General features: G+C 59.0%; 28 protein-coding genes. 20 read left to right on the top strand and 8 right to left on the bottom strand.

All coding sequences use genetic code 11. The features are described 5' to 3' along the window. Positions 1-3: 3 nt before the first annotated feature. From C1Y43_RS06715 to C1Y43_RS06730, 4 genes are read left to right on the top strand one after another with little or no spacing between them, the layout of a single operon-like run. Complete coding sequence (locus C1Y43_RS06715) at positions 4-915, top strand: carbohydrate ABC transporter permease (protein WP_021508901.1); 912 nt, start codon at positions 4-6, stop codon at positions 913-915. After that, a complete protein-coding gene (locus tag C1Y43_RS06720; protein ID WP_104187574.1) occupies positions 905-1,744 on the top strand; it encodes a carbohydrate ABC transporter permease in 840 nt (279 codons plus the stop codon). Before C1Y43_RS06715 ends, C1Y43_RS06720 begins: the two co-directional genes overlap by 11 nt. Continuing rightward, a complete protein-coding gene (locus C1Y43_RS06725) occupies positions 1,744-2,694 on the top strand; it encodes a carbohydrate kinase family protein (protein ID WP_369974303.1) in 951 nt (316 codons plus the stop codon). Before C1Y43_RS06720 ends, C1Y43_RS06725 begins: the two co-directional genes overlap by 1 nt. A 3-nt stretch (positions 2,695-2,697) precedes the next feature. After that, on the top strand, positions 2,698-3,780 hold the full coding sequence (locus C1Y43_RS06730; protein ID WP_104187578.1) for an ABC transporter ATP-binding protein: 1,083 nt from the start codon (positions 2,698-2,700) through the stop codon (positions 3,778-3,780). 119 nt (positions 3,781-3,899) lie between these two features. Here the strand turns inward: C1Y43_RS06730 and C1Y43_RS06735 are convergent, their stop codons facing one another. Next, on the bottom strand, positions 3,900-5,309 hold the full coding sequence (locus tag C1Y43_RS06735) for an MFS transporter (RefSeq protein WP_104187580.1): 1,410 nt from the start codon (positions 5,307-5,309) through the stop codon (positions 3,900-3,902). A gap of 115 nt (positions 5,310-5,424) precedes the next feature. On the opposite strand from C1Y43_RS06735, the gene C1Y43_RS06740 reads away from it, so the two are divergent. From C1Y43_RS06740 to C1Y43_RS06755, 5 genes are all read left to right on the top strand, one after another. Then, entirely contained in the window at positions 5,425-6,279 is an 855-nt protein-coding gene (locus C1Y43_RS06740; protein WP_058770343.1) for a helix-turn-helix transcriptional regulator, read from the top strand. A 99-nt stretch (positions 6,280-6,378) separates the two neighbouring features. Then, complete coding sequence (locus tag C1Y43_RS06745; RefSeq protein ID WP_058770344.1) at positions 6,379-6,624, top strand: AbrB/MazE/SpoVT family DNA-binding domain-containing protein; 246 nt, start codon at positions 6,379-6,381, stop codon at positions 6,622-6,624. Beyond that, on the top strand, positions 6,624-6,956 hold the full coding sequence (mazF, locus tag C1Y43_RS06750) for an endoribonuclease MazF (RefSeq protein WP_058781048.1): 333 nt from the start codon (positions 6,624-6,626) through the stop codon (positions 6,954-6,956). The genes C1Y43_RS06745 and mazF overlap by 1 nt, the downstream gene beginning before the upstream one ends. 105 nt (positions 6,957-7,061) lie before the next feature. Further along, entirely contained in the window at positions 7,062-7,235 is a 174-nt protein-coding gene (locus C1Y43_RS23920) for a hypothetical protein (protein WP_021508895.1), read from the top strand. Positions 7,236-7,264: 29 nt separating this feature from the next. Beyond that, positions 7,265-7,612: a hypothetical protein gene (locus C1Y43_RS06755; RefSeq protein WP_058770346.1), complete on the top strand. Its 348-nt coding sequence runs from the start codon at positions 7,265-7,267 to the stop codon at positions 7,610-7,612. Between the two features lie 39 nt (positions 7,613-7,651). Here C1Y43_RS06755 and C1Y43_RS06760 read toward each other — a convergent pair whose 3' ends face one another. Further along, positions 7,652-8,845 carry a zinc-dependent alcohol dehydrogenase gene (locus C1Y43_RS06760; protein WP_021508893.1) on the bottom strand — a complete coding sequence of 398 codons (1,194 nt, stop codon included), beginning with the start codon at positions 8,843-8,845 and terminating at the stop codon, positions 7,652-7,654. Between the two features lie 263 nt (positions 8,846-9,108). Here C1Y43_RS06760 and C1Y43_RS06765 point away from each other — a divergent pair, with 263 nt between their 5' ends. Further along, positions 9,109-9,816 (top strand): phage antirepressor KilAC domain-containing protein, encoded by a 708-nt coding sequence (locus C1Y43_RS06765; protein ID WP_021508892.1) that lies wholly within the window; start codon positions 9,109-9,111, stop codon positions 9,814-9,816. Positions 9,817-9,850: 34 nt separating this feature from the next. On the opposite strand, the gene C1Y43_RS06770 is transcribed toward C1Y43_RS06765, so the two are convergent. Together C1Y43_RS06770 and C1Y43_RS06775 are read right to left on the bottom strand one after the other, a co-directional pair. Continuing rightward, complete coding sequence (locus C1Y43_RS06770; protein WP_166718405.1) at positions 9,851-10,066, bottom strand: hypothetical protein; 216 nt, start codon at positions 10,064-10,066, stop codon at positions 9,851-9,853. A 141-nt stretch (positions 10,067-10,207) separates the two neighbouring features. Further along, positions 10,208-11,479, bottom strand: a complete 1,272-nt coding sequence (locus C1Y43_RS06775; RefSeq protein ID WP_348770968.1) for an FAD-binding oxidoreductase — start codon at positions 11,477-11,479, stop codon at positions 10,208-10,210. A 117-nt stretch (positions 11,480-11,596) separates the two neighbouring features. Between C1Y43_RS06775 and C1Y43_RS06780 the strand changes: the two genes are divergently transcribed. The 5 genes from C1Y43_RS06780 to crtB are packed head-to-tail and all read left to right on the top strand — an operon-like array spanning position 11,597 to position 17,367. Next, entirely contained in the window at positions 11,597-12,502 is a 906-nt protein-coding gene (locus C1Y43_RS06780; RefSeq protein ID WP_022547229.1) for a polyprenyl synthetase family protein, read from the top strand. A gap of 14 nt (positions 12,503-12,516) precedes the next feature. After that, the gene (locus C1Y43_RS06785; protein WP_104187585.1) at positions 12,517-13,794 is read left to right on the top strand and encodes a glycosyltransferase; all 1,278 of its coding nucleotides are present in this window, start codon (positions 12,517-12,519) and stop codon (positions 13,792-13,794) included. Then, entirely contained in the window at positions 13,794-14,960 is a 1,167-nt protein-coding gene (gene crtY, locus C1Y43_RS06790) for a lycopene beta-cyclase CrtY (RefSeq protein WP_104187586.1), read from the top strand. Before C1Y43_RS06785 ends, crtY begins: the two co-directional genes overlap by 1 nt. Continuing rightward, on the top strand, positions 14,960-16,441 hold the full coding sequence (locus C1Y43_RS06795) for a phytoene desaturase (RefSeq protein ID WP_058770350.1): 1,482 nt from the start codon (positions 14,960-14,962) through the stop codon (positions 16,439-16,441). The genes crtY and C1Y43_RS06795 overlap by 1 nt, the downstream gene beginning before the upstream one ends. Continuing rightward, positions 16,438-17,367 carry a 15-cis-phytoene synthase CrtB gene (gene crtB, locus C1Y43_RS06800; RefSeq protein WP_104187588.1) on the top strand — a complete coding sequence of 310 codons (930 nt, stop codon included), beginning with the start codon at positions 16,438-16,440 and terminating at the stop codon, positions 17,365-17,367. The genes C1Y43_RS06795 and crtB overlap by 4 nt, the downstream gene beginning before the upstream one ends. Here crtB and C1Y43_RS06805 read toward each other — a convergent pair. After that, positions 17,306-17,839 carry a sterol desaturase family protein gene (locus C1Y43_RS06805; protein WP_022547228.1) on the bottom strand — a complete coding sequence of 178 codons (534 nt, stop codon included), beginning with the start codon at positions 17,837-17,839 and terminating at the stop codon, positions 17,306-17,308. The genes crtB and C1Y43_RS06805 overlap by 62 nt on opposite strands. A 308-nt stretch (positions 17,840-18,147) precedes the next feature. On the opposite strand from C1Y43_RS06805, the gene C1Y43_RS06810 reads away from it, so the two are divergent. Then, positions 18,148-19,338: an MFS transporter gene (locus C1Y43_RS06810; RefSeq protein ID WP_059009313.1), complete on the top strand. Its 1,191-nt coding sequence runs from the start codon at positions 18,148-18,150 to the stop codon at positions 19,336-19,338. 2 nt (positions 19,339-19,340) lie between these two features. On the opposite strand, the gene sfnG is transcribed toward C1Y43_RS06810, so the two are convergent. After that, entirely contained in the window at positions 19,341-20,435 is a 1,095-nt protein-coding gene (sfnG, locus tag C1Y43_RS06815) for a dimethylsulfone monooxygenase SfnG (RefSeq protein ID WP_021508881.1), read from the bottom strand. Between the two features lie 220 nt (positions 20,436-20,655). Next, positions 20,656-21,003, bottom strand: a complete 348-nt coding sequence (locus C1Y43_RS06820; RefSeq protein ID WP_104093428.1) for a helix-turn-helix transcriptional regulator — start codon at positions 21,001-21,003, stop codon at positions 20,656-20,658. A gap of 159 nt (positions 21,004-21,162) precedes the next feature. Between C1Y43_RS06820 and C1Y43_RS06825 the strand changes: the two genes are divergently transcribed. Together C1Y43_RS06825 and C1Y43_RS06830 are read left to right on the top strand one after the other, a co-directional pair. Then, positions 21,163-22,389, top strand: coding sequence for an MFS transporter (locus C1Y43_RS06825; RefSeq protein ID WP_104187590.1), 1,227 nt, complete (start codon positions 21,163-21,165; stop codon positions 22,387-22,389). A 209-nt stretch (positions 22,390-22,598) separates the two neighbouring features. After that, a complete protein-coding gene (locus tag C1Y43_RS06830; protein WP_088517418.1) occupies positions 22,599-22,877 on the top strand; it encodes a helix-turn-helix transcriptional regulator in 279 nt (92 codons plus the stop codon). Positions 22,878-22,950: 73 nt separating this feature from the next. On the opposite strand, the gene clcA is transcribed toward C1Y43_RS06830, so the two are convergent. Next, a complete protein-coding gene (gene clcA / locus C1Y43_RS06835) occupies positions 22,951-24,354 on the bottom strand; it encodes a H(+)/Cl(-) exchange transporter ClcA (protein ID WP_081315776.1) in 1,404 nt (467 codons plus the stop codon). 297 nt (positions 24,355-24,651) lie between these two features. Between clcA and glsB the strand changes: the two genes are divergently transcribed. Together glsB and C1Y43_RS06845 are read left to right on the top strand one after the other, a co-directional pair. After that, on the top strand, positions 24,652-25,575 hold the full coding sequence (gene glsB / locus C1Y43_RS06840) for a glutaminase B (protein WP_104187592.1): 924 nt from the start codon (positions 24,652-24,654) through the stop codon (positions 25,573-25,575). Between the two features lie 579 nt (positions 25,576-26,154). After that, the gene (locus tag C1Y43_RS06845; protein WP_021508875.1) at positions 26,155-26,571 is read left to right on the top strand and encodes a DUF2946 domain-containing protein; all 417 of its coding nucleotides are present in this window, start codon (positions 26,155-26,157) and stop codon (positions 26,569-26,571) included. The last annotated feature ends 4 nt before the right edge of the window (positions 26,572-26,575 follow it).

Below are 26,575 nucleotides of genomic sequence, written 5' to 3' on the forward strand. Positions count from 1 at the left end.
AGTATGCTGAGTTTGCGTCAACGCGAACAACGGCAGGCGTGGGTGCTGCTGGCACCCATGCTACTGGTGATGCTGTTGCTCACCGCCTGGCCGCTGCTGCGCACTATCTGGCTGAGTTTTACCGACGCCGCGCTGATTGGCAGCGGCGGTGAAGCGCCGCAATGGATTGGCCTGGAGAACTATCTCTACGCCATTACCGATGCGGATTTTCAAACCTCGCTGTGGCGCACGCTCTACTTCACCGTGGTGTCGGTAGCGATTGAAGGCGTCATCGGCGTGCTGGTTGCGCTGCTGCTCAACCAGAAATTCGCCGGACGTAACGTGCTGCGCGTGCTGGTGATTCTGCCGTGGGCGCTGCCAACCATTGTGAACGCCATGATGTGGCGCCTCAATTTCAATCCGGACTACGGCAGTATCAACGCCCTGCTGACGCAGCTGGGTATAATCGATGGCTACCGCAGCTGGCTGGGGTCGCCGGCTTCCGCGCTCAACGCAGTAATGTTTGCCGACATCTGGAAAAACTATCCGCTGGTGACGCTGCTGGTGCTGGCGGCGCTGCAGTCGGTGCCGGAGGATCTCTACGAAGCGGCACGGCTGGATGGCGCATCGGCATGGCGGCGTTTTCGTGCCATCACCTTTCCGGCGATTGTCGGATCGCTCAGCGTGGCGCTGGTGTTACGCACCATCGACGCCTTTAAGATCTTCGACATCATCTATGTGATGACGCGCGGCGGTCCGGTCGACAGCACCAAAACGCTGAGCTTTTACGTCTATCAGGAATCCTTCAGCTACCTGCGCGCCGGCAGCGGTGCGGCTTATGCCATGTTAATGACACTGCTGTGCGCAGTGCTGATCACCCTTTACATGCTATTACTGTGGCGGCAGCGCCGTCGGGGAAGTGCCTATGAAGGTTAAACTGCGTACCTGCGCTAAATACGCGGCGGCGCTGCTGGTGGCGCTCTCCGTCGTGGCACCGATGGGCTGGCTGTTTCTGATGAGCGTCAGCGCCACCAGCGATCTGACACGCGTGCCGCTGGAGTGGCTGCCGCGCCAGTGGGATTTCAGCCGCTACGACAGGCTGATCTCGCTGGAACCCGGCCAGCCCGGCGCACTGTTTCTGCATGCGCTGGGTAATAGCCTGCTGGTGGCAACCGGCGCAACCCTGGTGTGCCTGCTGCTGGCGATTCCGGCGGCGTTCAGCTTCTCGCGCTATCGCGGCCGTGACGGCTGGCTGTTCGCGTCTCTGGCCATCTATATGGTGCCGCCGGTGGCGTTTGTGCTGCCGCTCTACTTTCTGCTGCAGCAGTTCGATCTGCTCAACACCCGACCCGGTTTGATCATCGTGTACTGCTCGCTGATTTTGCCGTTTCTTACCTGGATGCTGAAAAACCAGTTTGATGCCCTGCCGCAGGATATTGAACAGGCCGCGCGTCTTGATGGCCTGCGCGTCTGGCAGGTGCTGCTGCGCATTACGCTGCCGCTGGCGAAACCGGTGCTGGGCGCGGCGGCGCTGTTTGGCTGGCTGCTGGCGTGGGATGAATTTTTCTACGCCCTGCTGTTCACCAGTAACATCGCCGCGCAAACCCTGCCGGTCACGATTGCCGGCTTTACCGCAGGCCGCGCCACCGACGATGGGCTGATTGCCGCGGTCGGTATTCTGGCGTCGGTTCCTCCTCTCTTTATCGCTATCTGGCTGCAAAAAACGCTGGTCAGCGGCCTTGCCAGTGGCGGGAGCAAAGGATGATGAGCAATAAGGAAGCCCGCGCCACGCTCTACGTGGTGGGCAATATCAATGTCGATGTCATCATGGGTACGCTGGACAGCTGGCCGCAGCGCGGCACCGAAGTAATGCTGCAGCACAGTGAGCTCCGTCCCGGCGGTTCAGCGGGCAACTGCGCGCTGGCGCTGGAAGCGATGCAGGTGCGCCATCGCGCCGTCGCTAATCAGGGCGATGATGGCCTCAGCGCATGGCTGGCGAGCCATTTTCCGCACAGCGCGGCGCACTGGACACGCTACGCCTGCGAAACCTCGCTCACCGTTGGGGTCACGCACTCCGATCACGAGCGATCGTTCCTCAGCAATCTCGGTCACATTGTGCGGCTCAGCGCGCAGGACGTGCTGAGCCAGCTCCCGGCGCAAGCCAGCAGCGGCGATATCGTGCTGTTGTGCGGCACGTTTCTCTGCCTGCAACTGTATGACGACTATCCGCAGTTGCTGGCCGAACTGCAGCAGCGCGGGTTTATCACCGCCGTCGATACCGGCTGGCCGCCGCAGGGCTGGAGCGATGAGGTACGCGCGCAGATCGCCCGCTGGCTGCCGCAGTGCGACTGGCTGCTGCTCAATGAAGTCGAAACGCTCGGGCTGAGTGGCACAGATGATCTGCACACCGGCGCGCACCTGCTGGCGCAACGGCTCAGCGGGCGCGGCGGCTGCGTGGTGAAATGCGGTGCGCAGGGCGCGGGCTGCTGGCAGCGTCAGCACAGCCTGCAACAGCCCGGTCGCGCGGTCGCGGTGGTCGACACCATCGGTGCCGGCGACAGCTTTAACGCCGGCTTTCTCACCGCGCTGCTGCATCAGCAGGATCTTGCCACCGCGCTGCAATGGGGCATTGCGGTGGCCTCACTGGCAATCAGCACGCAGCCACGTCGTTATCCCGACTGGCAACAACTGCAACTATGCGCACAGGAGTTTTAAATTATGGCCGGTGTTGAACTCGTTAAAGTGGCCAAGCGCTACGGTAAACAGTCGGTGCTGCATCCGCTCGACCTGACCATTCCCGACGGCAGCTTTACCGTGCTGGTCGGCCCGTCCGGCTGCGGCAAATCGACGCTGCTGCGCCTGCTCGCCGGACTGGAGAGCCTTTCCGACGGCGCGATTCTGATGGATAAGGTGCAGATTAACGATCGCGATCCCGCCGATCGCGACATTGCGATGGTGTTTCAGAGTTATGCGCTCTATCCGCATCTGACGGTAGCCGAAAACCTGGCGTTTCATATGCAGGTGAAAAAGGTACGCCGCGATGAGCAGCAGCAGAAAATCGCGCGCATCGCCGCGATTCTTGGCATTGACAAGTTGCTGCAGCGCTACCCGCGCGCGCTCTCGGGTGGGCAGCGTCAGCGCGTGGCGATGGGCCGCGCCATGGTGCGTAATCCGCAGGTGTTTCTGTTTGACGAACCGCTCTCTAACCTTGATGCCCAGCTGCGCATGGAGCTGCGCGCCGAGATCAAGTCGCTGCATCAGCGTTTCAAAACCACCATGGTGTATGTCACGCACGATCAGGTAGAAGCGATGACGCTGGCCGACCAGATTGTGGTGATGAAAGAGGGACGCATCGTGCAACAGGGCGCACCGCTGGCGATCTACGATCGTCCGGCAGATACCTTTGTGGCGCGTTTTATTGGTTCGCCGCCCATGAACCTGTTACCGGCACAATTGCTGACGCATGACGGCGTGCCGGGCGTGCAGTGTCAGGACTGGTGGCAGCCGCTGCCCGCGCAGTGGCAGGCGGTGGCGCGGGAACGTGAAGGCGCTGCCGTGACGCTGGGGGTGCGCCCGCACGATTTGTGCGAAGTGCAGGACGGCGCGCCTGCGAGGGTGAACGTGGTGGAGATTACCGGGGAATCAACTCTGCTGCACCTTGACTGGCAAGGTCATGCGCTGCACATGCAGATGGCCGGACGGCATGCGGCCGGCAGTGGTGCGACGCTGCGCATCGGTTTCAATCCGCAAAAAATCCATCTGTTCGATGCCGAAAGTGGTTTACGCCTGGCGGAAAAGTAAGCGCTGCGCAGTTTTCAGGTGCCGGGGCGCATCAATGCGCACCCGGCCCAAAAACCTGTTATTACCTTGCAGGATCAGCGTTTACGGTGACCAGACGGGCTGACTTTTTCCCTCCGGCGTCAGCCTTCAGCCGTCACCGGCTGGAACGTCCGACGGTTGACGCTGGTCAGCACCACCAGCAGTGCCATCATCAGCAACTCCACCGCCAGCGTACCGCTGATGGCTGCCAGATGATTACCATGCTGATTGATCTGGGTGAACACGCCGCCGAGCAGCATCGGTCCCAGTCCCAGCGCCGATTGCTGCACGGTGGACAGCACCGCACTGCCTGCGCCGGCCTGATGATGCGGCACACCGCTCATGCCAATGCGGTAGAAGGTGCTGACAATAAACGACTGGCCAAAGCCAATCAGCGCGGTAGCCGGAATCAACGTAACAATGCCCACCTGCGGCCACGCCAGCTGCAGCGTCGCGATCAGCGCCACCAGCCCGACCATCTGAATTGCACAGCCAGACAGTAACGTGGCACGTTTACCATAACGCTCAACCATGCGGGTAGTACGCATTGAGCCGATAAAATAGGCCGCGCCCAGGGCAATAAACGCGTTGCCGGACTGGAAAGCGGTCATGCCGATGCCGGATTGCAGCGTCAGCGCCACCGCGAACATAAAGCCGCTCCAGCAGGAGAAGAACAGCACCGCCAGCGTCAGACCAAAACGCACGCTGGAAAGACGCAGCAGCGAGGGCGGCAGCAGCGGCGATCCGCCTGCGGCTTCCAGTCGCAGCGCGCTGTGACGCAGCCGATGCAGAAACAACGGAAACAGCGCCAGCAGTAACAGGCACGGCCACGACCAGTGCAGCAGCGGCCCCAGCGCGAGTGCCAGCATCAGACAGCCGATCGCGCCAGCCAGCAGCAGCGTACCGCTCACATCCACCGGCACGCGCTTGAGGTTATGCGTTTCCGGCACGAAGCGGCGCGCGGTCAGCAGGACAAACAGGCAGATCGGCAGGTTGATGAGAAACACGCTGCGCCAGCCGTAGCCGCCAATATCAGCTTTGATCAAAAAACCGCCCAGCACCTGGCCAATAATAAAAGCCAGCCCGCCGATACCGCCGTACAGACCAATGGCCCGCGCATGCGCCCTGCCCTGCAGCGTAACGTGCAGCGTGGCAAGAATCTGCGGCACCATAAAAGCGGCGCCGACGCCCTGCAGCGCGCGCGCAAACATCAGCATGCCGACGCTGTTAGCAATGCCGCACAATAATGACGCAATGCCGAAGATCCAGACGCCGGCTAAAAACACGCGACGGCGGCCAAAGTTATCGCCCAGGCGTCCGCCCATCGCCAGACAAATAGCAAAAGCGATACCGTACACCGCCACGATCAGCGCCAGCGCGATCGGCGAGGCACGCAGCGATTGCGCCATCGCATCCAGCGCGACGTTGACTATGGAAAAGTCGATCATCGGCAATAGCTGCCCGGCCAGCAGGACCACCAGTCCTGCACGTTGAAGTTGCGATGTCTGCATAGCGTTAACCTTGTTTTTAGTTTCACTACGGCATAGCATCACCTAACCATTAAACGGGTACCAGTTCTTGATTATCATGGTATAAATTCTACCCGTCTCGTCTGGAGAGCTGCTGATGAGCACCGCGCAAACCCTTACCCCCGCTGAGCTGAACAACCGTAAATTACTCGGTACTTTTTTACGTACGCGCCGTGAGAGCCTGGATCCTAACCGCCTCGGTTTACCGCGTATGCGTCAGCGCCGCACGCCGGGTTTACGCCGTGAAGAGGTAGCGCAGCTGGCGGATGTCGGCGTCACCTGGTACACCTGGCTGGAACAGGGGCGCGATATCAAAGCCTCCACCAAAACGCTGACGGCCATTGCCAGCGCCCTGCAATGCAATGATGTTGAGACACAGCATCTGTTTTCGCTGGCCGGACACACCCTGCCATCGACGCGCGTCGCCGCTGCCTGCTGCAAACTCGCCGGACATAATCAGCAAATGCTGGATGCCATTCAGCTACCGGCGATCATCGAAACGCCGCGCTTCGATATCCTTGGCTATAACCAGGCGTGGTGTGCGCTGATGGGCGTCGATTTAGCCCAGATCGCGCCGGAAGATCGCAACTGTATCTGGCTGGCGTTCAACCATGCCGGCTGGCGCAATGTGATGACCGACTGGGACGAAGTGATGCCACAGATGGTGGCGATGTTTCGCGGTCAGATGGGCGAGCATCTGGGCGATCCGCACTGGGAGAGCTTCCTGGCGCGATTGCTGAACAGTTCCGATGAGTTCGCGCACACCTGGCAGCGCTACGAACTGGGCAAGGTCGAAAACCGCGTGAAACGCTTTTACCGTGCCGAAGTGGGCGAAATGACGCTGCGCCAGAACAACTGGTGGTCGGCGTCACGCAACGGCGACCGCCTGCTGGTGTATGTGCCGGATGATGCCGCCAGCGCAGCGGCGCTGCAACAGTTAACGGCGCGCTGAATCCTGCCGCTTTCTTAACATGTCAGGCTGAAGGTGTTTATACGTTGTATCAACATCATCACGGCTATACAATGTATACACATTCTTCGGAGGCCTGTTATGACGACCGTCACCTTAAAGAAATGGGGCAACAGTCCCTCGATTCGCATTCCATCCAGCGTGATGCAATCCGCGTCGCTTAGCGTGGACGATAAACTGGAACTCAGCGTTGAAGATGGCAAGCTGATCCTTGTGCCGCTTAGGGAAAAGGTGTATTCACTGGACGCTCTGCTGGACGAGATCACCGACGATAACGTCCATGATAAAATTGATTTTGGACCTTCAGTGGGCAAGGAAAGAATCTGATGGTGTCACGTTTTGTTCCCGATGCAGGCGATCTCATCTGGCTGGATTTTGATCCCACCCTCGGCCATGAACAGGGCGGCCATCGTCCTGCGGTTGTGCTGAGTCCCTTTGCCTATAACAACAAGGTTGGCATGTTGTTGTGCGTCCCGTGTACCACCCAAGTCAAAGGCTATCCTTTTGAAGTTTCCCTTACCGGTAGCCGTGATAGTGTGGCGCTGGCCGATCAGGTCACCTCAATCGACTGGCGCGCCAGAAAAGTGGTGAAAAAAAGCCATGTGACCGCCGACGAACTGAGTGAGATTCGCGCTAAAGCTAAAGCGCTGATTGGCTGACGTCGGTTATCTTTGCCATCGCCACCGATAAGAATGTCCTGCGCTATCCCCAACCTTATTTATCCTGACTATGCTTATCAGACGATAATAAATTCAGGAGAGCGCATGAAACTACTTTATTTCGTTTCGCTTATTGCTGCAGCCGGTTATTTACTGGCTTTCTTACCTAAACTGCGCACCCGTCGCGAGCCTGTGGCTTATTGGGGGTGCTGGGCTTATTTAGGTCTGAACGCGGTATATTGGGCAGTATTTGCGTTTCGCTATTATTTTCTGCGCTAACCGTGGTAACGTCATGAAGGAGTTATGTTATGTCAGAAAATAATCGCGATCGGATGCCCTATTTACTCTATTTTTCCCGTCAGCGTTTACTGGTGGAAAATATCGACGGCCACATCGTTGATATTGGCGGTGCGGAAAGAGTGGGCGATCGTTATCGCTGGCAGCTGGACGGTAAAGATGCCGGGGGAGAAACGGAGCAGGAAGTGGCCGAATTACTGGCCGAGGTGGAAAAACACCTGAGCTTTTTGTTCGTCGATGGCCAGTTTACCAGCCTGCCCGATGTCAGTGCTGATTATGGCGATCGGCTCGATAACGCGCCCTCACGGCAAATTGCACTACCCGAGCTCAACGACCGCGATGAAGATATCGTGCGTTAAGCCACAGAAGCAGGCTGCCGTCAGGCAGCCTGTCAGCACTCAGGCCGCCGGTGTGGTACTGGCCATACCGGGCACCAGAATCACTTTGCGGCAATCCTCTTTGCGTTTTTCAAAGATTTCATAGCCGCGCGCGGCCTCTTCCAGCGGCATATGGTGCGTCACAATCTCTTCCGGCGTCAGCAGCCCTTGCTCAATCAGCGACAGCAGGCGCGGTAAATAGGCCTGCACATGCGTCTGGCCCATTTTAAACGTCAGTCCTTTATCGAATGCATCGCCAAACAGGAAGCCGTGGATAAAGCCGGCATACACGCCCGGCACGCTGACCACACCGCCACGGCGCACTGCCGCAATACACTGCCGCAGCGCCTTCCCGCTGCTGCCCTCCAGCTTCAGATTACTCATCACCGTTTCCGTCAGGCTGCCCTTGGCTTCAAAACCTACCGCATCGATTACCGCATCAACGCCCCGGTGGCCCTGGGTATGATCAATGATCCAGCCAGCAGGATCGTCGATTTCGTCAAAATTGATCGGCGTAACCCCATAACGCTGGCGGGCAAATTCCAGTCGATAAGCGTTGTGGTCAATCATAAAGATCTCTTCCGCGCCTGCCAGGCGCGCGCAGGCGGCGCTCAGTAACCCGACCGGGCCGGCGCCAAAAATGGCGACGCTGGAGCCTTTATCCAGCCCGGCATTTTGCACTGCCTGCCAGGCGGTGGGCAGGATATCGGAGAGAAACAGCACTTTCTCATCCGGTAGCGCCAACGGCACTTTAAACGGCCCGACATTGGCTTTTGGCACCCGCACATATTCCGCCTGGCCGCCCGGCACGCCACCGTACAGTTTGCTGTAGCCAAATAACGCTGCAGGCGGGGTAATATTTTTCTTGTTTAAAATAGCACCGCGCCCGCTATTGGTATTTTCACAGGCCGCATACTGATGCAGATGACAAAAGAAACAGTCGCCACAGGCAATAACAAAGGGCACCACAACGCGATCGCCAATTTTTACGTTGGTAACCTCACTTCCCGCTTCGACCACTTCACCCATAAATTCGTGACCAAATATATCACCGTGATCGGTACCGGGAATTTTTCCGCGATAAAGATGTAAGTCGGAGCCGCAAATTGCCGTCGCGGTGACGCGTAAAATAATGTCGTCCGGCTGCTCTAAAATCGGGTCAGGAACAGTTTCAACACGCACCCGATGCGGGCCATGATAAGTTAACGCTTTCATAATCAGCTCCTCATAAATAAGCGTAACGAAAGGCTGTCTTTATTTAACCTGAATCGCTTAAGCCTGGTAGTAATAGTCGAATAGGCAAGCGTATCGGTATCGGGTGCAGAGCGGGGTCCGGCGCAGTTGCGCTTTGTGCGATATCTCGCAGACAGGCATTTCTTACAGCAACGGCTAAAAATAATACTGGATATACAAACAGTATATTGTATACTTATCCAGCAGTCTGATGGACTGTTCCACGTTTGTAAGAGGTGATACTGATGATGATCTCAACGGAAAGTCTTGCTGCTCTCAACGCAACTCTGCTGATGAGCAGCCGTGAAATTGCCAGAATAACCGGCATCACGCATGGCGAAGTGAAGCGCCTGATTAAAAGCCTGGAAACCGCGCAGCGCCTTTCCCAGCCTGTCACGGTGAATCATTACGAGCATGAAGGTGAGACACGTCAGGAGTTTCAGCTGAATAAACGTGACTCGCTGCTGGCGGTTGCTCGTCTTTCCCCCGGCTTTACCGCCGAACTGCTGGACCGCTGGCAGGAGCGGGAAAAATTCACCCATCTGCCCGACTTCACCAATCCGGCGGAAGCGGCCCGTGCCTGGGCAGAACAGTTTGAGCAACGCCGTGCGGCGGAACAGCAACTGGCGCTGACGGCCCCAAAGGCAGAATTCTTTGATCGCTTTGTGGATGTGCATGAGTCGCTGGGTTTTCGCCAGCTGTGCAAAATGCTCAAGGTGAAAGAGCCGGAGTTTCGGCAGTTTCTGCTTGAGCGCAACATTATGTACCGTGACAAAGGTGCGCTGACACCACAGCAGCACCATCTGCAGGCTGGCTATTTTGCACTGCGCAGCGGAATGGGTGAAAACCAGCATGCTTTTTCGCAGGCACGGTTTACCGCGAAAGGCGTGAAATGGGTTGCCAGCCTGTGGGCCGGTCATGTCGCTGCACGGCCGAATGGTGTCGCTGCCTGATATTCAGCCGGTCAGGACGACCGGCTGGATTCTCCTAGCGCTGATGGCGGCGGCGCTGTAGCCGATGGCGAAACTGCCTGACCTCTTCACGTGACCAGCAGCGAGAGGAGAGCGGCAGGCTGTCATCAACCGCCGCCGGCAGCGGCAATTTTTCCAGCGTGCCACGATTACACATAGCACGCGCCAGCGTGCTACAGGGGATATCAAGGTATTGCGCCATCTGCGGCAGCGTCATCAGGGTGGTACGCATACTCACCTCCATCTGGCTTATGTTTCGCCTTCCATGGTTGAGCAGCCCGGCAGATGTTTTTTTGATCGCGATCAGCCTACGCCTTAATTCAGGTTAAAAATTAATCGACCCGCTACCCTGTGGTCTGCGCCATCGCTTCGCTCACTGTGCCGCCGGAAAGTTTCGCTGAATCGGTGCAAACGCGCTGGCGGTTTTGCCGATCAGCCGTTGTGGCCGGAACTCTTTCAGCAGGTCGCTGGGACCGTCGCCGATCAGTTCTTCTGCCACCAGCCTGCCAATCAGCGGTGACAGCGTGACGCCGCTGTGCGTCACCGCGACATACACGCGCTGATGCGGGGTGACAAAGCCCAGCGCCGGCAAACCATCAGCCGGACGCGCCCGCTGCCCGACGACAATCTGCTCGATCTGCAACGCACCAGCCGTGGCAAACAGCGCACGGTAGCGCTCCCGAAACTGATCGGCGATGGCGCCATGAGTCGACGGCGGCGCGCCCGGATCGGCGAGATGATCGAGATCCAGCGCCTGTAACAGTAACCGCCCGCCGCCGTCCGGCCGCACGTTCAGCTGCGGAGAAATCAGGTTGGTGCCAAGCGATAACGGCTGCGGTGCGGTGCGCGCCAGAAAGCTGCAGGCCATCGCATCAGGCTTGCTGGTGTCAATCAGCGCCAGTTCCAGACCAAGCGTATGCAGCAGCTGATTGGCCCAGCGTCCGGTCGCCAGCACCAGACGATCACCCTGCCACTGCTCACCCTGCTCCAGCTGCACCGTCACGCCTTCCGCATTTTCACTAATGTGCTGAATCGCCTGATGCTGATGCAATACCGCGCCGTGCGCCTGCGCCTCTGACCACAGCCGTGCCAGATACAGCGCCGGATAGAGCACCGATTCCGTTGGAAAATGCCAGATGCTGCCGTGCACCGCAGACGCGCACAGTTCAGGAATTTCCTGCTGCAGCTCGGCCAGCGTCCTTTGCCGTGCCGCATAGCCAGCGGCCTGCAAGGCGGTGGCACGCTGCTGCAGTTGCTGTTCGGCTTCACCCGTGCCGGCCCACTCCCAGGTGCCACAAGGTTCCAGCCAGCGCACGCCATTGGTCTGCGTCAGCTGCAGCCGGATATGCTCCTCCATCGCCAGCGCATTGAGGCGGTGATAGCTGGCAGGCTGTTTGCCGTTGGAGTTTACCCAGGCAAATGTGGTGCTGCTGGTGCCCGCGCCCATGTGTTGCCGGTCAAAGAGGGTCACCTGCGCCCCCTGCCGCGCCAGCGCCCACGCCACGGCGAGGCCGATCACACCCGCACCGATTACCGCCACTTTTTGCGTCGTCATAGCTGTCTCCTCTGCTCGCCCAACATCATAACAGTCACCGCAGCGAAAACTGGCCTGAGGGTCATAGGAATTACTTCTCAGATTATTCAATAAATAAAAAAAGCGTGACGGTGTGTTAAAGTCGCTTCGCTCGCTGGCGCACTCCCCTTACCGGGTCTACGGTTAATTGAAAAAGCACAAGAATTTAACTAACCATGGAAAGCCGCTATGACCGCCCATGTCGATACCACAGCAAGCCAGGAAAGCGATCTCCTTCAGTTGCATCACGCATTGCAGGCCCATCTTGAACATTTATTGCCTGCCGGGCAGCAGGCCGATCGCGTTCGGGCCGCGATGCGTGCCGGCACGCTGGCACCGGGCAAACGTATTCGTCCGCTCTTGCTGCTGCTGGCAGCACGCGATATGGGCTGTGACGTGGCGCAGCAGGGCATCCTTGATCTTGCCTGTGCGGTCGAAATGGTGCACGCCGCCTCACTGATCCTTGACGATATTCCGTCAATGGATAACGCCCGGATGCGACGTGGACGCCCGGCAATCCACTGTGAATATGGGGAAAACGTGGCGATCCTGGCGGCGGTCGCGCTACTCAGCCGCGCCTTTGAGGTGATTGCACTCGCGCCGGGTCTGCCGGCAACGCACAAAGCCGAAGCCATTGCCGAGCTCTCCTCTGCCGTGGGCCTGCAGGGACTGGTTCAGGGTCAGTTCCAGGATCTGCATGACGGCGCACACAGCCGCAGTCCGGAAGCCATCACCCTGACCAACGAACTGAAAACCAGCGTCCTGTTTCGCGCCACGCTGCAGATGGCGGCGATTGCGGCCGATGCGTCAGTGCAGGTGCGTCAGCGTTTAAGCTATTTTGCGCAGGATTTAGGTCAGGCATTCCAGTTACTGGACGACCTGGCAGATGGCTCTAAACACACCGGCAAGGACTGTCATCAGGATCAGGGCAAATCCACGCTGGTGCAGATGCTGGGCCCGGAAGGGGCTGAACGTCGTCTGCGCGACCATTTAAGCAGTGCCGATGCACATCTTGCCTGCGCCTGCCATCGCGGTGTCGCCACCCGTCAATATATGCACGCCCTGTTTAATCAACAGCTGGCGATGTTCAACTGAAGCCGGTCATACCTATGGGGCATTTTGCCGTTATTGCGCCACCGCTCTACAGCCACTTTCACGCATTGCAGGCGCTGGCGCAAACGCTGCTGGCGCGCGGACATCGCATCACCTTTATCCAGCAAAGTGATGCACGCACCTTGCTGAGCGACGAGCGCATTGCCTTTGTGGCCGTCGGCGAGCGCACGCATCCTGCCGGATCGCTCTCCAGCGAACTCAGGCGGCTGGCCGCACCGGGCGGGCTGTCGCTGTTTCGCGTGATTCACGATCTGGCAAGCACCACCGATATGCTATGCCGCGAACTACCCGCGGTGCTGCAACGGCTGCAGGTCGATGGCGTGATTGCCGATCAAATGGAAGCGGCGGGTGGTCTGGTGGCAGAGGCGTTACAGCTGCCGTTCGTGTCGGTGGCCTGCGCGCTGCCGGTCAATCGCGAAGCGGCCATTCCGCTGGCGGTGATGCCCTTTCGCTTTGCTCAGGATGAGAAAGCGCTGCAGCGCTATCAGGCCAGCAGTGACATCTACGACCGCATCATGCGTCGTCATGGCGCTGTCATCGCTCGTCATGCGCGCGCCTTCGGCCTGCCCGAACGCCATGGCTTACATCAGTGTCTGTCGCCGCTGGCGCAAATCAGTCAGCTGGTGCCCGCTTTTGATTTTCCACGTCAGCAACTGCCAGCCTGCTATCACAGCGTGGGCCCGCTGCGGACCCAGGTCGCTAGCGGCGCACTTGCCGCTCCCTGGTCAGCGCTGCGCCAGCCGGTGGTGTATGCCTCTCTGGGCACGCTACAGGGACATCGCTTTCGCCTGTTTCTGCATCTGGCTCAGGCCTGCCGCAATCAGCAGCTGTCGCTGGTGGTGGCGCACTGTGGCGGGTTGACCGCCAGCCAGGCACATCAGCTCAGACTGGCCGGTGCTGCGTGGGTGACCGATTTTGTGGATCAGCGGGCGGCACTGCAGCATGCGCAACTGTTTATCACTCACGCCGGTCTGAACAGTGCGCTGGAAGCGCTGGAGTGTGGCACGCCGATGCTGGCGCTGCCGATCGCCTTCGATCAGCCCGGTGTGGCGGCACGTATTGAGTGGCACGGCGTCGGCCGGCGCGCCTCACGTTTCAGCCGGGTCGCGCAGCTGGAGCAACACCTGCAACAGTTGCTGAGTGACGATCGCTATCGTCTGCGCATGTCAGCCATTCAGGCGCAGCTGCAGCGGGCCGGTGGCTGTACGCGCGCGGCGGATATTGTCGAGCAGGCGCTGTGTCAGCAGCAAATCGTGCTGGCGGAGGCCACCTGATGCGCGCACCTTATGATGTCATTCTGGTCGGTGCCGGCCTGGCTAACGGGCTGATTGCGCTGCGTTTACACCAGCTGCAGCCCGCACTTAAAATTTTGCTGCTGGAGAGCCAGGCGCAGCCGGCCGGCAATCATACCTGGTCATTTCACCGCGAAGACGTCAGCGAAGCGCAGTTCCGCTGGCTCGAGCCGCTGCTTTCGGCGCGCTGGCCCGGTTATCAGGTACGCTTCCCCACCCTGCGTCGCCAGCTGGATGGTGAATATTGCTCCATTGCCTCCGAGGATTTTGCCCGGCACTTACAGCAGGTGCTCGGTGCCGCGCTACGCACCGCAGCGCCGGTCAGCGACGTCTCGCCCACCCGGGTCAGACTGGCGGATGGCGGGATGTTACAGGCGCAGGCGGTGATTGACGGACGCGGGCTGCAGCCGACACCGCATCTGCAGCTCGGCTATCAGGCATTTGTCGGTCAGGAGTGGCAGCTGGCGGCGCCGCATGGCCTGCAGCAGCCAATATTGATGGACGCCAGCGTTGATCAGCAGCAGGGTTATCGCTTTGTTTACACCCTGCCGCTCAGTGCCAGACGTTTACTGATTGAAGATACCCACTACATCAACCATGCCACGCTGGATGCCGCACAGGCGCGCCGGCATATTACGGATTATGCCCACCAGCGCGGCTGGAATCTGCGCCAGCTGCTGCGCGAGGAGCACGGCTCGCTGCCGATCACGCTCAGCGGCGATATCGATCAGTTCTGGCATCAGCAGCACGGACAACCGTGCAGCGGGCTGCGCGCCGGACTGTTTCACGCCACCACCGGTTACTCGCTACCCGCCGCGGTGGCGCTGGCGGAGAAGATTGCCAGCACGCTGCCCGCCGATGCTCACACGCTGAGCCACTGCATCGAATCCTTTGCCCGTCAGCACTGGCGCGAGCAGCGCTTTTTCCGTCTGTTAAATCGCATGCTGTTTCTTGCCGGACGGCCTGAACAGCGCTGGCGCGTGATGCAGCGTTTTTACCGGCTTGACGCCGGATTGATTAGCCGCTTTTACGCCGGGCAACTGCGCCTCAGCGATAAAGCACGCATTCTGTGCGGCAAACCGCCGGTCCCTCTCGGCGAAGCGCTGCGCGCATTGATGATGACCTCTCCGTTACCAGGGAAGAAATAATGAAACGCACCTATGTGATTGGCGCAGGCTTCGGTGGCCTGGCGCTGGCGATTCGTCTGCAAGCGGCCGGCGTGCCGGTCACGCTGCTGGAACAGCGCGATAAGCCTGGCGGGCGCGCCTATGTTTATCAGGATCAGGGTTTTACCTTTGATGCCGGTCCGACGGTGATTACCGATCCCAGTGCTATCGAGGCGCTGTTTACGCTGGCAGGCAAGCAACTCAGTGATTATGTCGACCTGATGCCGGTAACGCCGTTTTATCGCCTGTGCTGGGAAGACGGCAGGCAGCTGGACTACGACAACAATCAGGCGCAGCTGGAGCAGCAGATTGCCACCTTTAACCCACAGGATGTCGCCGGTTACCGCCAGTTTCTGGCCTATTCACAGGATGTGTTTCGTGAGGGCTATCTGAAACTTGGCACCGTGCCTTTTCTGCACTTCCGCGACATGCTGCGTGCCGGGCCACAGCTGGGTCGGCTGCAGGCCTGGCGCAGTGTCTATAGCATGGTGGCGAAATTTATTCAGGACGATCATCTGCGCCAGGCTTTTTCCTTTCACTCGTTGCTGGTCGGCGGTAATCCTTTTGCAACGTCTTCGATCTATACCTTAATTCACGCGCTGGAGCGCGAATGGGGCGTGTGGTTTCCGCGCGGCGGTACCGGCGCGCTGGTTGATGGCATGGCGCGGCTGTTTCGCGATTTGGGCGGTGAACTGCTGCTCAACGCCGAAGTCAGCCAGCTGGAGACCGAGGGTAACCGCATCAGCGGTGTCCAGCTGAAGGATGGGCGCCGTTTTGCCGCCGCCGCCGTTGCGTCAAATGCTGACGTGGTGCATACCTACGATCGCCTGTTGAGCCAGCATCCTGCGGCGCGTAAACGCGCGGCGACGCTGAAGCGCAAGCGGATGAGTAACTCGCTGTTTGTGCTCTATTTTGGTCTTAATCATGCCCATCCGCAGCTGGCGCATCACACCGTGTGCTTTGGTCCGCGCTATCGTGAATTGATCGATGAGATCTTCAATAGCAGCCAGCTGGCGGAAGATTTCTCGCTGTATCTGCACGCGCCCTGCTCCAGCGATCCGTCGCTGGCACCGGCGGGCTGCGGCAGTTTTTACGTGCTGGCACCGGTGCCGCATCTCGGCACCGCCGCAATTGACTGGCAACAGGAAGGACCGCGCTTGCGCGATCGCATTTTTGCTTATCTGGAGGAGCACTATATGCCGGGTCTGCGACAGCAGTTAGTGACACACCGTATGTTTACGCCGTTTGATTTTCGCGACACGCTGCACGCGCATCAGGGCTCAGCGTTTTCGCTCGAACCCATTTTGACGCAAAGCGCCTGGTTCCGGCCGCATAACCGCGATGCCGACATCACTAACCTTTATCTGGTGGGGGCTGGCACGCATCCCGGTGCCGGTGTGCCAGGCGTGATCGGCTCCGCGAAAGCCACCGCCCAGCTGATGGTGGAGGATCTGACCGGATGAACCAACCGCCGCTGATTGAGCAGGTCACCCAAACCATGGCGCAGGGCTCCAAAAGTTTCGCCAGCGCTACCCGGCTGTTTGATCCTCCAACGCGCCGCAGTACGCTGATGCTGTACGCATGGTGTCGTCACTGTGACGATGTGATAGATGGTCAGACGCTGGGCGAAGGCGGCACGCAGCACACGGTTGCGGATGCACAGGCGCGGATGCGCCACCTGCAAATCGAAACCCGCCGCGCCTACAGCGGTGCCCACATGGATGAACCGGCGTTTCGTGCTTTTCAGGAAGTGGCGCTGACGCATCAGCTTCCCCAGCAGCTGGCGTTTGATCATCTGGAAGGGTTTGCGATGGATGCGCGTGAAGAACGTTACGCGTGTTTCGGGGACACGCTGCGTTACTGCTATCACGTGGCCGGCGTGGTGGGGTTAATGATGGCGCGCGTGATGGGCGTACGTGATGAGCGCGTACTCGATCACGCCTGTGATTTGGGTCTGGCGTTTCAGCTGACCAATATCGCGCGGGATATCGTTGAGGACGCGGAGAATGGCCGCTGCTATCTGCCACAGAGCTGGCTGGATGAGGCCGGACTGAGCGCCGCCCAGCTTGCCGATCCGCAACACCGCGCAGCGCTGGCCCCGCTGGCAGCGCGTCTGGTGCGCGAGGCTGAACCGTACTATCAGTCAGCGCGCAGCGGGCTGCCCGGATTGCCGCTCCGTTCGGCGTGGGCGATCGCCACCGCGCGCGGCGTTTACCGGGAAATTGGCGTAAAAGTGCAGCATGCCGGTGCCCGGGCATGGGATACGCGCCAGCGCACCAGTAAAGGCGAAAAGCTGGCGCTGCTGGTGAAAGGTGCCGGCGTCGCGCTTACTTCGCGCCTTGCTCATCCCCAGGCGCGTCCTGCCGGTCTGTGGCAGCGTCCGCGTTGACACGACGCCCATGGCGCTGGCGCAGCGTCGCCTGCAGCTTGTGCAGCGGCGGGGCGTAAAGAAAGCCAAAGGAAACGCAACCTTCCCGTCCCCGCACCGCATGATGCATGCGGTGCGCCATATACAATCGTTTCAGATAGCCTTTGCGTGGAATATAGCGGAACGGCCAGCGCTGATGGACCAGGCCGTCATGCACCATAAAATAGAGCGCGCCATAGGTCGTCATGCCAGCGCCAATCCATTGCAGCGGCCAGACACCGTTGACACCCAGCCAAATCAGGCCAATCGACAGCAGCGCAAACACCACGGCATACAGGTCGTTGAGCTCAAATTTGCTCTCATGCGGTTCATGATGCGACAAATGCCAGCCCCATCCCCAGCCATGCATAATGTATTTATGCGACAGCGCCGCGACGATCTCCATCAGTATCACGGTAGCCAGCAGGATAAGCGCATTCCATAACCAGAGCATCATTGGTCCATTTGCGAAGAGTGAGAGTATAAAGGTGGACGTGGATAGCGAAAGGCGCAAGTCCCCGGCAAAAAAACGCACCGGCAGCGTAAATACCAGCCAGGTCACAGACGCGTGCTATCACCGTCAGACAAGCAAAGCGGCAAGAAGGTTATCCTGGAAGGCGGCCGGGTGGCTCTGCTTTACATCGATTTAACAGCTGGTTAGTATAGCCAGCGGTTCAGCGGTCCAGGCTGCTGCGTAGGCGTTAACGTCAATCAACGCACCATATGCAGAGACTTTCTGCCTCATTTCCATGGTGCGCAAACATGTCCCATACCGCTTTATCTGCTGATTCTGCCCTGCGTCGTTCCGGGTTTTTCCTGCTGCTGCTGTTACTCACCGCCGCCAACTTACGCACGCCCATCACCGCCACCGGGCCGGTACTGGAAAATATTCGCCTGACATTTGGCCTGAGCGCCAGCGCTGCCGGCGTGATTAACTTTTTACCGCTGCTGATGTTCGCCACGCTGGCACCGCCAGCCGCCTGGTTTGGCAATCGCTTTGGCCTCGAGCGCAGTCTGTGGGGGGCGTTACTCCTGATCGTCCTGGGTTCACTGCTGCGAATCAGCGGCAGCGAAACGGCACTGTGGCTGGGTACGCTGATTCTCAGTAGCGGGATCGCGGCGGCCAACGTCCTGCTGCCGCCGCTGATTAAGCGTGATTACACCGCGCACACCGCACGTTATATCGGGCTGTATGCCATGACCATGGGCATCACCGCCAGCATCGCTTCCGGCGTGGCCGTGCCGCTGGCCGAACTCAGCAGCGCCGGCTGGCGTCTGTCGCTGGCGGTCTGGTTGATTCCGGCGCTGATCGCGCTGCTGGCATGGCTGCCGCAGCTGAAAAATTCCGTGACGCATGCGCAGCGCGCGACAGAGGTCACCGTAACGCGTTCGCCGTGGCGTTCCGCGATCGGCTGGCAGGTTTCGCTGTTCATGGCCAGCCAGTCGCTGCTGTTTTATACCCTGATTGGCTGGTTTACCCCGTTCGCACAGGATAATGGCATCAGTCAGCTTCAGGCGGGCGGCATGTTGTTCGTCTATCAAATTGTGGCGATCGCCTCCAATCTGGCCTGTATGCGGGCGCTGAAGCAGCTGCGCGATCAGCGTCTGATCGGGCTGCTGGCTTCGCTGTCGATCTTCATCGCGGTGACCGGCCTGCTGCTGGCACCCGCATGGTCGCTATTGTGGCTGATTCTGGCAGGCCTCGGTGCGGGCGCCTCGCTGCTGATCAGCCTGTCACTGTTTAATTTACGCACCCGGGACCATCGCCAGGCCTCGAAACTCTCCGGCATGGCGCAGTGCGTGGGGTACGGGCTGGCGGCGCTGGGACCGCTGTGCTTCGGCATGCTGCATGATGTCAGCGGTAGCTGGCAGCTCCCGCTGCTGATGCTGTTGGCGGTAAGCGCGCTGCAAATGGCGATGGCGCTGCTGGCCGGACGCGACCGCGCTATCTGACCTCAGACCGTGACGGCGTTAAGCGCCTCCTGCCGTTCCAGTTCGCGCACGCGTGGGATAACTTCCCGCCCAAAGAACTCCACCTCTTCATGGAAATGCAGAAACGCCAGCAGCAGTAAATCCACGCCAGCGCGTTTCTGCTCCATGATGCGCTCAGCAATTTGCTGCGGCGTGCCAATCAGATTGGTTTTAAAACCGTCGTTGTATTGCACCAGATCCTCGAAGGAGGATTTGGCCCAGTTGCCCTCGCCTTCCGGCGACGCGCTGCCAGCATTTTTCACCTCATGCTGGAAGCCTTTCACTGCATCCGGATTGGCTTTGGCGATGATCTCCTGCAGCACCGCCTGGGCTTCCTGTTCGCTCTCGCGGGCGATGACAAAACCATTCAGGCCGATTTTAACGGCGTGCTGATTGACGGCGGCTTTGGCACGGATATCGTCCACCTGCTGGCGTACGCCCTGTGGCGTGTTGCCGTTGGTGAAGTACCAGTCAGACACTCGTGACGCCATGTCCCGCGCGGCGCGCGAGCTGCCGCCCTGAAAAATTTCCGGTAGCGGATCGAGTGGTTTAGGCTTGAGCGCGTAGTCGCGGAAGCGATAAAAATCTCCGGCGAAGCTGAAGCTGCTTTCACGCCAGATGCCGCGCAGGCAGCGAATAAACTCTTCCGAACGCAGATAGCGCTCTTCGTGATCGAGCCAGGGTTCACCAATCGCTTTGAACTCGCCGCGAAACCAGCCGCTGACAATGTTCACCGCGATGCGCGGACCGTACAGATGGCTGATGGTAGCGATCTGCTTCGCCGCCAGCGTCGGGTTCCACGGCCCCGGCAGCAGCGCGGCAATCACTTTAAGTTTTGTGGTGTGGCTCAGCAGATCCTGAGAGAAGGTGACTGATTCGTGCTGATTATCCGCGCCATAGCCGGCGGTGAAACGAATCTGCGTCAGGGCATAATCGAAGCCGGCGCGTTCAGCGATTTTCGCCAGTTCACGGTTGTACTCCGCGTCCCAGCGCGTGCGCTGCTCGATCTGACTGATGACTAAACCCCCTGAAACATTAGGCACCCAGTAAGCAAACTGCAGCGGTTTTACCTGTGACATAGGTTTCTCCTGAGACTTCTTATAGCTGGATTAACGGAAAATTATCTTCATTAATGTTTTTGGCTATAAGAGGCTATGCAGTGAGCGTGCCAGTTCCTGGCAGAGATTAAACGCCTGATTTGCCGGCTAACTGAATGAGAGGATGAGGAATGTCTGTTGCGGATGCAGCAGCCGCTGTCGCCAGGCTGTTGCAATTGCAGCCGCTCCGGCGAAAAGGGCGCTACTCCGCGTGCTGAAAAGCCTGCAGCGCGCTTCGGGTGGCGGCATCGTCAACGGCGGCGCTGAGCAACGCATCAAGCAGACCGGGAAAGCGCGCGTCCAGATCGTCGCGACGCAGTGACAGCAGATTCTCGCGGCCAGAGGGTTTTTGCCAGATTACGCCGCTGTCACGCAGTACCCGCCAGTGATGGGTTAAGGTAGATTTGGATACGCCTTGCAGCAGCGAGCCGCAGCTGCGCTCCTCCCCCTGTGCCAGCAGCGCGACGACCGCCATGCGCATCGGATTGCCCAGCGCGGCCAGCACATTCTCCAGCCTGATGGCGTCACGCGACGGATGATTTTCCAGCATTGCTTATCTCTGTAAGGGCGTAAGACAGCAAATTATCCGTGAGTCGGCGGACGATGTATAGCGCAGTACGAGCGGTGCGCCAATCGCGCTGCGCTAATTTACGATGTCACATTGCTGCTCTATGCTTGTCACCATCCTCCACTCTTTCTTCATCACAACATGAATGCAAATCCGATAGCGCATCCCGCTGCTTTGCGGTCTCTCCAGGCGTTGTGCCTGGTCAATTTTTTCATGGCCGACGTGCGGGATGGACTCGGCCCTTTCCTGGGGATCTTTCTTACTGAACATGGCTGGAGAGCGGATGATATTGGCTGGGCGATGACTGCCGGCGGTTTAGCCGGTCTGCTGGCTACGCTGCCGGCGGGTCTGGCAACCGATGCCACGCACCATAAAAAAGGGCTGCTGATTCTGGCCTCACTGCTCATTACGCTGGCTACCCTGATGCTGTGGTGGTTTCCTTACGGTGGAGTGGTGGTTGCCTCGCAGGTGGTTACCGGCCTCGCGGCCGCGCTTATTGCCCCGTTACTGACCGGCGTCACCCTCGGCCTGACCGGCTCTCAGGGGTTCAGCCAGCAGATGGGTAGAAACGAGGCGTTCAATCATGGCGGCAATATGACTGCCGCGCTGTTTGCCGGGTTTGCCGTCTGGCTGTGGGGCACCGATGCGGTTTTTATTCTGATGACCGCGATGGCACTGTGCGCATGTTTTGCCGTGGCCGCCATTCAGCGTAACGCGATCGATGACCGCGCGGCGCGCGGCGGTGCCGGACAGCAGGCCGCAGAGCTTCCGGGTTTCTCTGCCCTGCTGCGCAATCCGGTGCTGCTGATTACCGGCCTGACGCTGCTGCTGTTTCACCTCGGCAACGCCGCGCTGTTGCCGATGCTGGGCATTCGCGCGGCGGCAACGCACAGCGGACAGCTCAGCCCCGGTGTTTATACCGCTGCAACCGTGGTGATTTCGCAATGCGTGATGATTCCCGTGGCGTTATTCGCCGCCCGAAACGCCAGCCGCCTCGGTTTCCCGCTGCTGATCACCCTCGCGCTGGTGGTACTGCCGGTGCGTGCCGGCATCGCCTCCCTGTTCGATGGCACCTATGCGATGGTACCGGTACAGATTCTTGATGGTCTGGCCGCCGGGCTGCTGGGCGTGGCAGTACCGGGCTATATCGTCAGCGTGCTTGACGGCAGTGGACACACCAATGCCGGCCAGAGTTTCGTCATGCTGATGCAGGGCGTGGGCGCGGCATGCAGCCCGGCACTGACCGGCAGCATCGCCGCCGCCTGGTCTTATCAGGTCGCTTTCGCCGTGCTCGGCAGCATCGCCCTCGCCGCACTGATGCTCTGGAGCCTCAGCCAGCGCATCCGATGGGTTAAAAGCCGGGCGTGAGGTGATATCAACACGCCCGATCGAATCAAAACTTTCATAGACCAGCGCCTGAAGCTTTGATCGCATCGGGCGTCTCAATCTCCCTGAGTTAATACACTCCTGCAGACCTGGCCCGACACGATACATGTGGCAGCTTTTCATTAAGAAAAGTCATAAAACCCCGGAAGCTGAGATTCAAAAAGCGTTACGTCGTCTGGAGGAGATGCTCAATGAAATATAAAACCCATAATCAGCTACATGAAGAAATGCTTCAGGATCCTGAATACCGCGCAGCCTGGGAAGCAGAGGAACGAAAAGACCGTATGCAAGCCTTGCTCAAAGCGTGGCGGCAGCATGCCGGATTGACCAGTGCACAAGTGGCTGAGCGGATGGGGGTAAAACCGCCCACGGTTTCGCGCATGGAAAAGAATATTACCTCTGCCAGCTTTGAAACCATTGCGCGTTACGCTAAAGCCTGCGGGATCGATTCTGCCACCGTTGAGTTTTAACAGCACGATAAGGACGGAGAATGAAGCCGATAGTGTTAACCGGCTTCAACTGTCATGGCCGCCTGAAAAACGCCTATTCCGTCCGGGCGCTGGCGCGGTTAGTGAGTTGTGCTTTGGCCAGGGTGCGCGCCAGGATTGAGGAATAGAGCGGTTTGCCACCAAAGAACTGCGCCGCCAGCGTTGCGCCCAGGCAGGTGATGATCATCGGCAGGATCAGTTGATAGTTATTGGTCATTTCCAGCACCAACACGATGCCGGTAAGCGGCGCGCGCACTGAGGCGGCGAACAGCGCGCCCATCCCGGCGACGGCAAAGGTGGCGGCTTCCAGCTGATAATGCGGGAACCAGTCGGCGCTCAACTGACCAAAGCAGGTGCCCAGCAGCGTGCCCAGCGTCAGCATGGGCGCAAAAATGCCGCCCGGCGCGCCTGAAGAGAAGCAGCAAATGGTGACCAGCGTGCGCAGCGCGAAGAGAGCAAACAGCGCCAGCGCGCCATAGTGTCCGGTAGCGAAATCCGGAATCAGCGTCGTTCCGCCGCTCACCGCCTGCGGCAGCAGTAAACCCAGCACGCCGCACAGTCCGGCCAGCAGGCTACCGAACAGCACCCAGCGCCCGGTACGTCCGAGATGCAGGCGCTGAAACTGGTCCTGTGCGAGAAATATCAGCCGGTTGAACGCCACGCCGCAGCCGCCAAACAGCACACCCAGCACCAGATAGAGCCACAGTGTCTCAGTGGGCGCGTCACGCAGCTGACCGATATTAATGATGGCTTCATTACCGTTGAGCACGCGAAAGACAATACTCGACATGATCACGCCAACAAACACCGCTTTTATCGATATCAGGCTATAGCGAAACTGCGGGCGCATCTCTTCGATAATGAACAAAATGCCGGCCAGCGGCGCGTTGAACGCCGCCGAAAGCCCCGCCGCGGCACCGGTCGCCAGCAGCGTATGACGCGATTCGGAATCGCGCACACGAAACAGATCGAGGCACATACCACCGATGTTGCCGCCAATCTGTACCGTGGGTCCTTCGCGCCCCAGCACCATGCCAGAACCCAGCGCGCCCATGCCGCCGATAAATTTAACCGGTAGTACGCGCCACCAGCGCACCGGGCGCAGCTCTTCCAGCGCGCCCTCAATTTCCGGAATGCCCGAGCCTCCCGCCTCTGGCGCGAAGCGGCGCACCAGAAAATAGCCGATGCCGCCCAGCAGCGCCGAAATAAAAAACGCGCTCAGCAACGCCATGGCCAGGTTATCCGCACGCTCTGTCAGCCAGCCGATCCGCAGGTGGAGAATAAAATTGACCGCGCGATCGAAAGCCACACCCACCAGCCCGGTAAGGATACCGACCAGCGCGGCCAGCAGCAGCAATGCCAGCGGGGTTTTATCGCGTCGCAGCAGTTTTTGCAGCAGCATAAAGCGCCCGGCGCGCATCGCGTTGGCAGGCTCGGTGGCATCAGGTAAGGCAGACATCGTCATCCTCAATTACAACAGTTGAGCGCATTGGCTGCGCCGGAAAGAGTTTGGGCTTAGCATAACCAAAATTGCCTGATCGGTAACTCAATCATTCGCAACATAATTTTACCTCAGGCCGCGCGATGTGGCGTCGGCGCAAGGCTGGGTTGCGATCGGGCGCAACAAACCGCGCAGAAAATCCGCAATGCGGTGCAGGCTTGCTGCAGCATGCTCACAGAATTTTGCGCGGTGGATTGACGCGCCGACGGCAAATCACCATGATCGCGCCAGGATTAGTCACCCCGGAGCCACAAGGTGTCGGAACTCAGTAATGCATTGCTTGAAGAGATTATCACGGACGTACGCCCCCTCACCCGTCAGGGCAAAGTGGCAGATTACATCCCGGCGCTGGCCGGCGTGGATGCCGATCAACTGGGCATCGCCATTGCCACCGCCGATGGACGCAGCTATCAGGCCGGCGATGCAGGCACGCGCTTCTCGATCCAGTCCATCTCCAAAGTCCTGTCGCTTACCGTCGCGCTGACGCTGTACGAGGACGCCGAGATCTGGCAGCGCGTAGGCAAAGAGCCATCCGGCCAGGCATTCAATTCACTGGTGCAGCTTGAACTGGAACAGGGAAAGCCGCGCAATCCATTCATTAATGCCGGCGCGCTGGTAATGTGCGATTTGCTGGAAAGCCGACTCACCGCGCCACGCCAGCGCATGCTGGAGTTTGTGCGTCGTCTGGCACAGCAGCCGGATATTCAGTATGACCGTGTGGTCGCGCGATCTGAATATGAGCACTCGGCACGTAACGCCGCCATTGCCTGGCTGATGAAGTCGTTTGGCAACTTTCATAATGACGTCAGTAAAGTAATGGAAACCTACTTTCACTACTGCTCGCTGGCGATGAGCTGCAGCGAACTGGCGCATACTTTTCTCTATCTCGCCAATCACGGCCGCATGCAGGATGATGATTGGGCGGTGATCTCTGCACGCCAGGCGCGGCAGGTGAACGCACTGATGATGACCAGCGGCATGTACGACGGCGCCGGTGAGTTTGCCTGGCGCGTGGGCATGCCGGCTAAATCCGGCGTCGGCGGCGGGATTGTCGCAGTGATTCCCGGTGAGATGAGTATTGCCGTCTGGTCACCGGCGCTGGATCATTCCGGTAACTCGCTGGCCGGCACCGCCATGCTGGAGAAACTCACGGAGCGGCTGGGGCGATCGATATTTTAAGGCCCGGCTCATACTGAGAGGCTTCCCTGTAAATGAAAAGAGTTAAACAACGAGCCGCCCGTTTATATCGGTGCGCATAAATGCGCACCCTACGGAAATCGTGTAATTTCTTGCTGATTGCGATCGATGCCGTTATGCCTTGCAATTAAGTTGAAAGTGACCTGATTACAACGGTGCTTATCAATGCGCCGTCATGTGAAAATCGTGCAACTGCCTACAGGCCGCAATAAATGACGTGACGCCTTGCAATAAAGTTGCAAGTGACCTGTTTATATCGGTGCGGATCAATGCGCACCCTGTGCAAATAGTGCAAATACCTTGTAGGGTCGCCATTAATGGCGACCACAAATTCTGAGCAATGACAGTTCTTGCCATCAGACTCCACTCATCCTTCAGCAATGAGAAATAGTGTTTCTCTAATGTACTCATCAGGTTGCAATTAAGTTAACAAACACACCACGTTAAGTGACCCTTTTCAAAAGGTGCGAATTTTGTCGCTCCCGGCCTCACTTTTATTAACCCTTGTGCGGCAATCGCGTTACACTTCGGCCTCATTTGTTGAAGCACTCAGTATTTGCCATGACGTTTTCCTATCACTTTCGCCAGCGCCTGACCGCCTGCGTCGCCATTGTGGCGGTGCTGCTGCTGTTCGTCGCGCCGATTGTGTCGAAAACGCTGCTGGAGCGGCAAACGCGCATTGACCCCGTGGCGTCGCACAGCCCTTCATCTGCCATGCCAATGCACCATCACGATATGCCGATGGAGATGGCGATGCCGGGCATGATGCATCACAACATGGACGACGGCGAATTTGCCTGCGGCTATTGTGATTTGCTGGTGCATGTTCCGCTAATGATGTGGGTGTTTATCCCGTTCATCTGGCTGATGCTGGTGATCTCGCGTGCCCCACCGCTGCCGCCGCTGGTGGCACCCCGGCCGCGCCGCTTCAGCGGTACCCATCGTCCGCGCGCGCCACCGGTTTTTCTTTCCTGCTGAATCT

The sequence above is a fragment of the Pantoea sp. ICBG 828 genome (assembly GCF_002928355.1).
GTDB lineage: Bacteria > Pseudomonadota > Gammaproteobacteria > Enterobacterales > Enterobacteriaceae > Pantoea > Pantoea dispersa.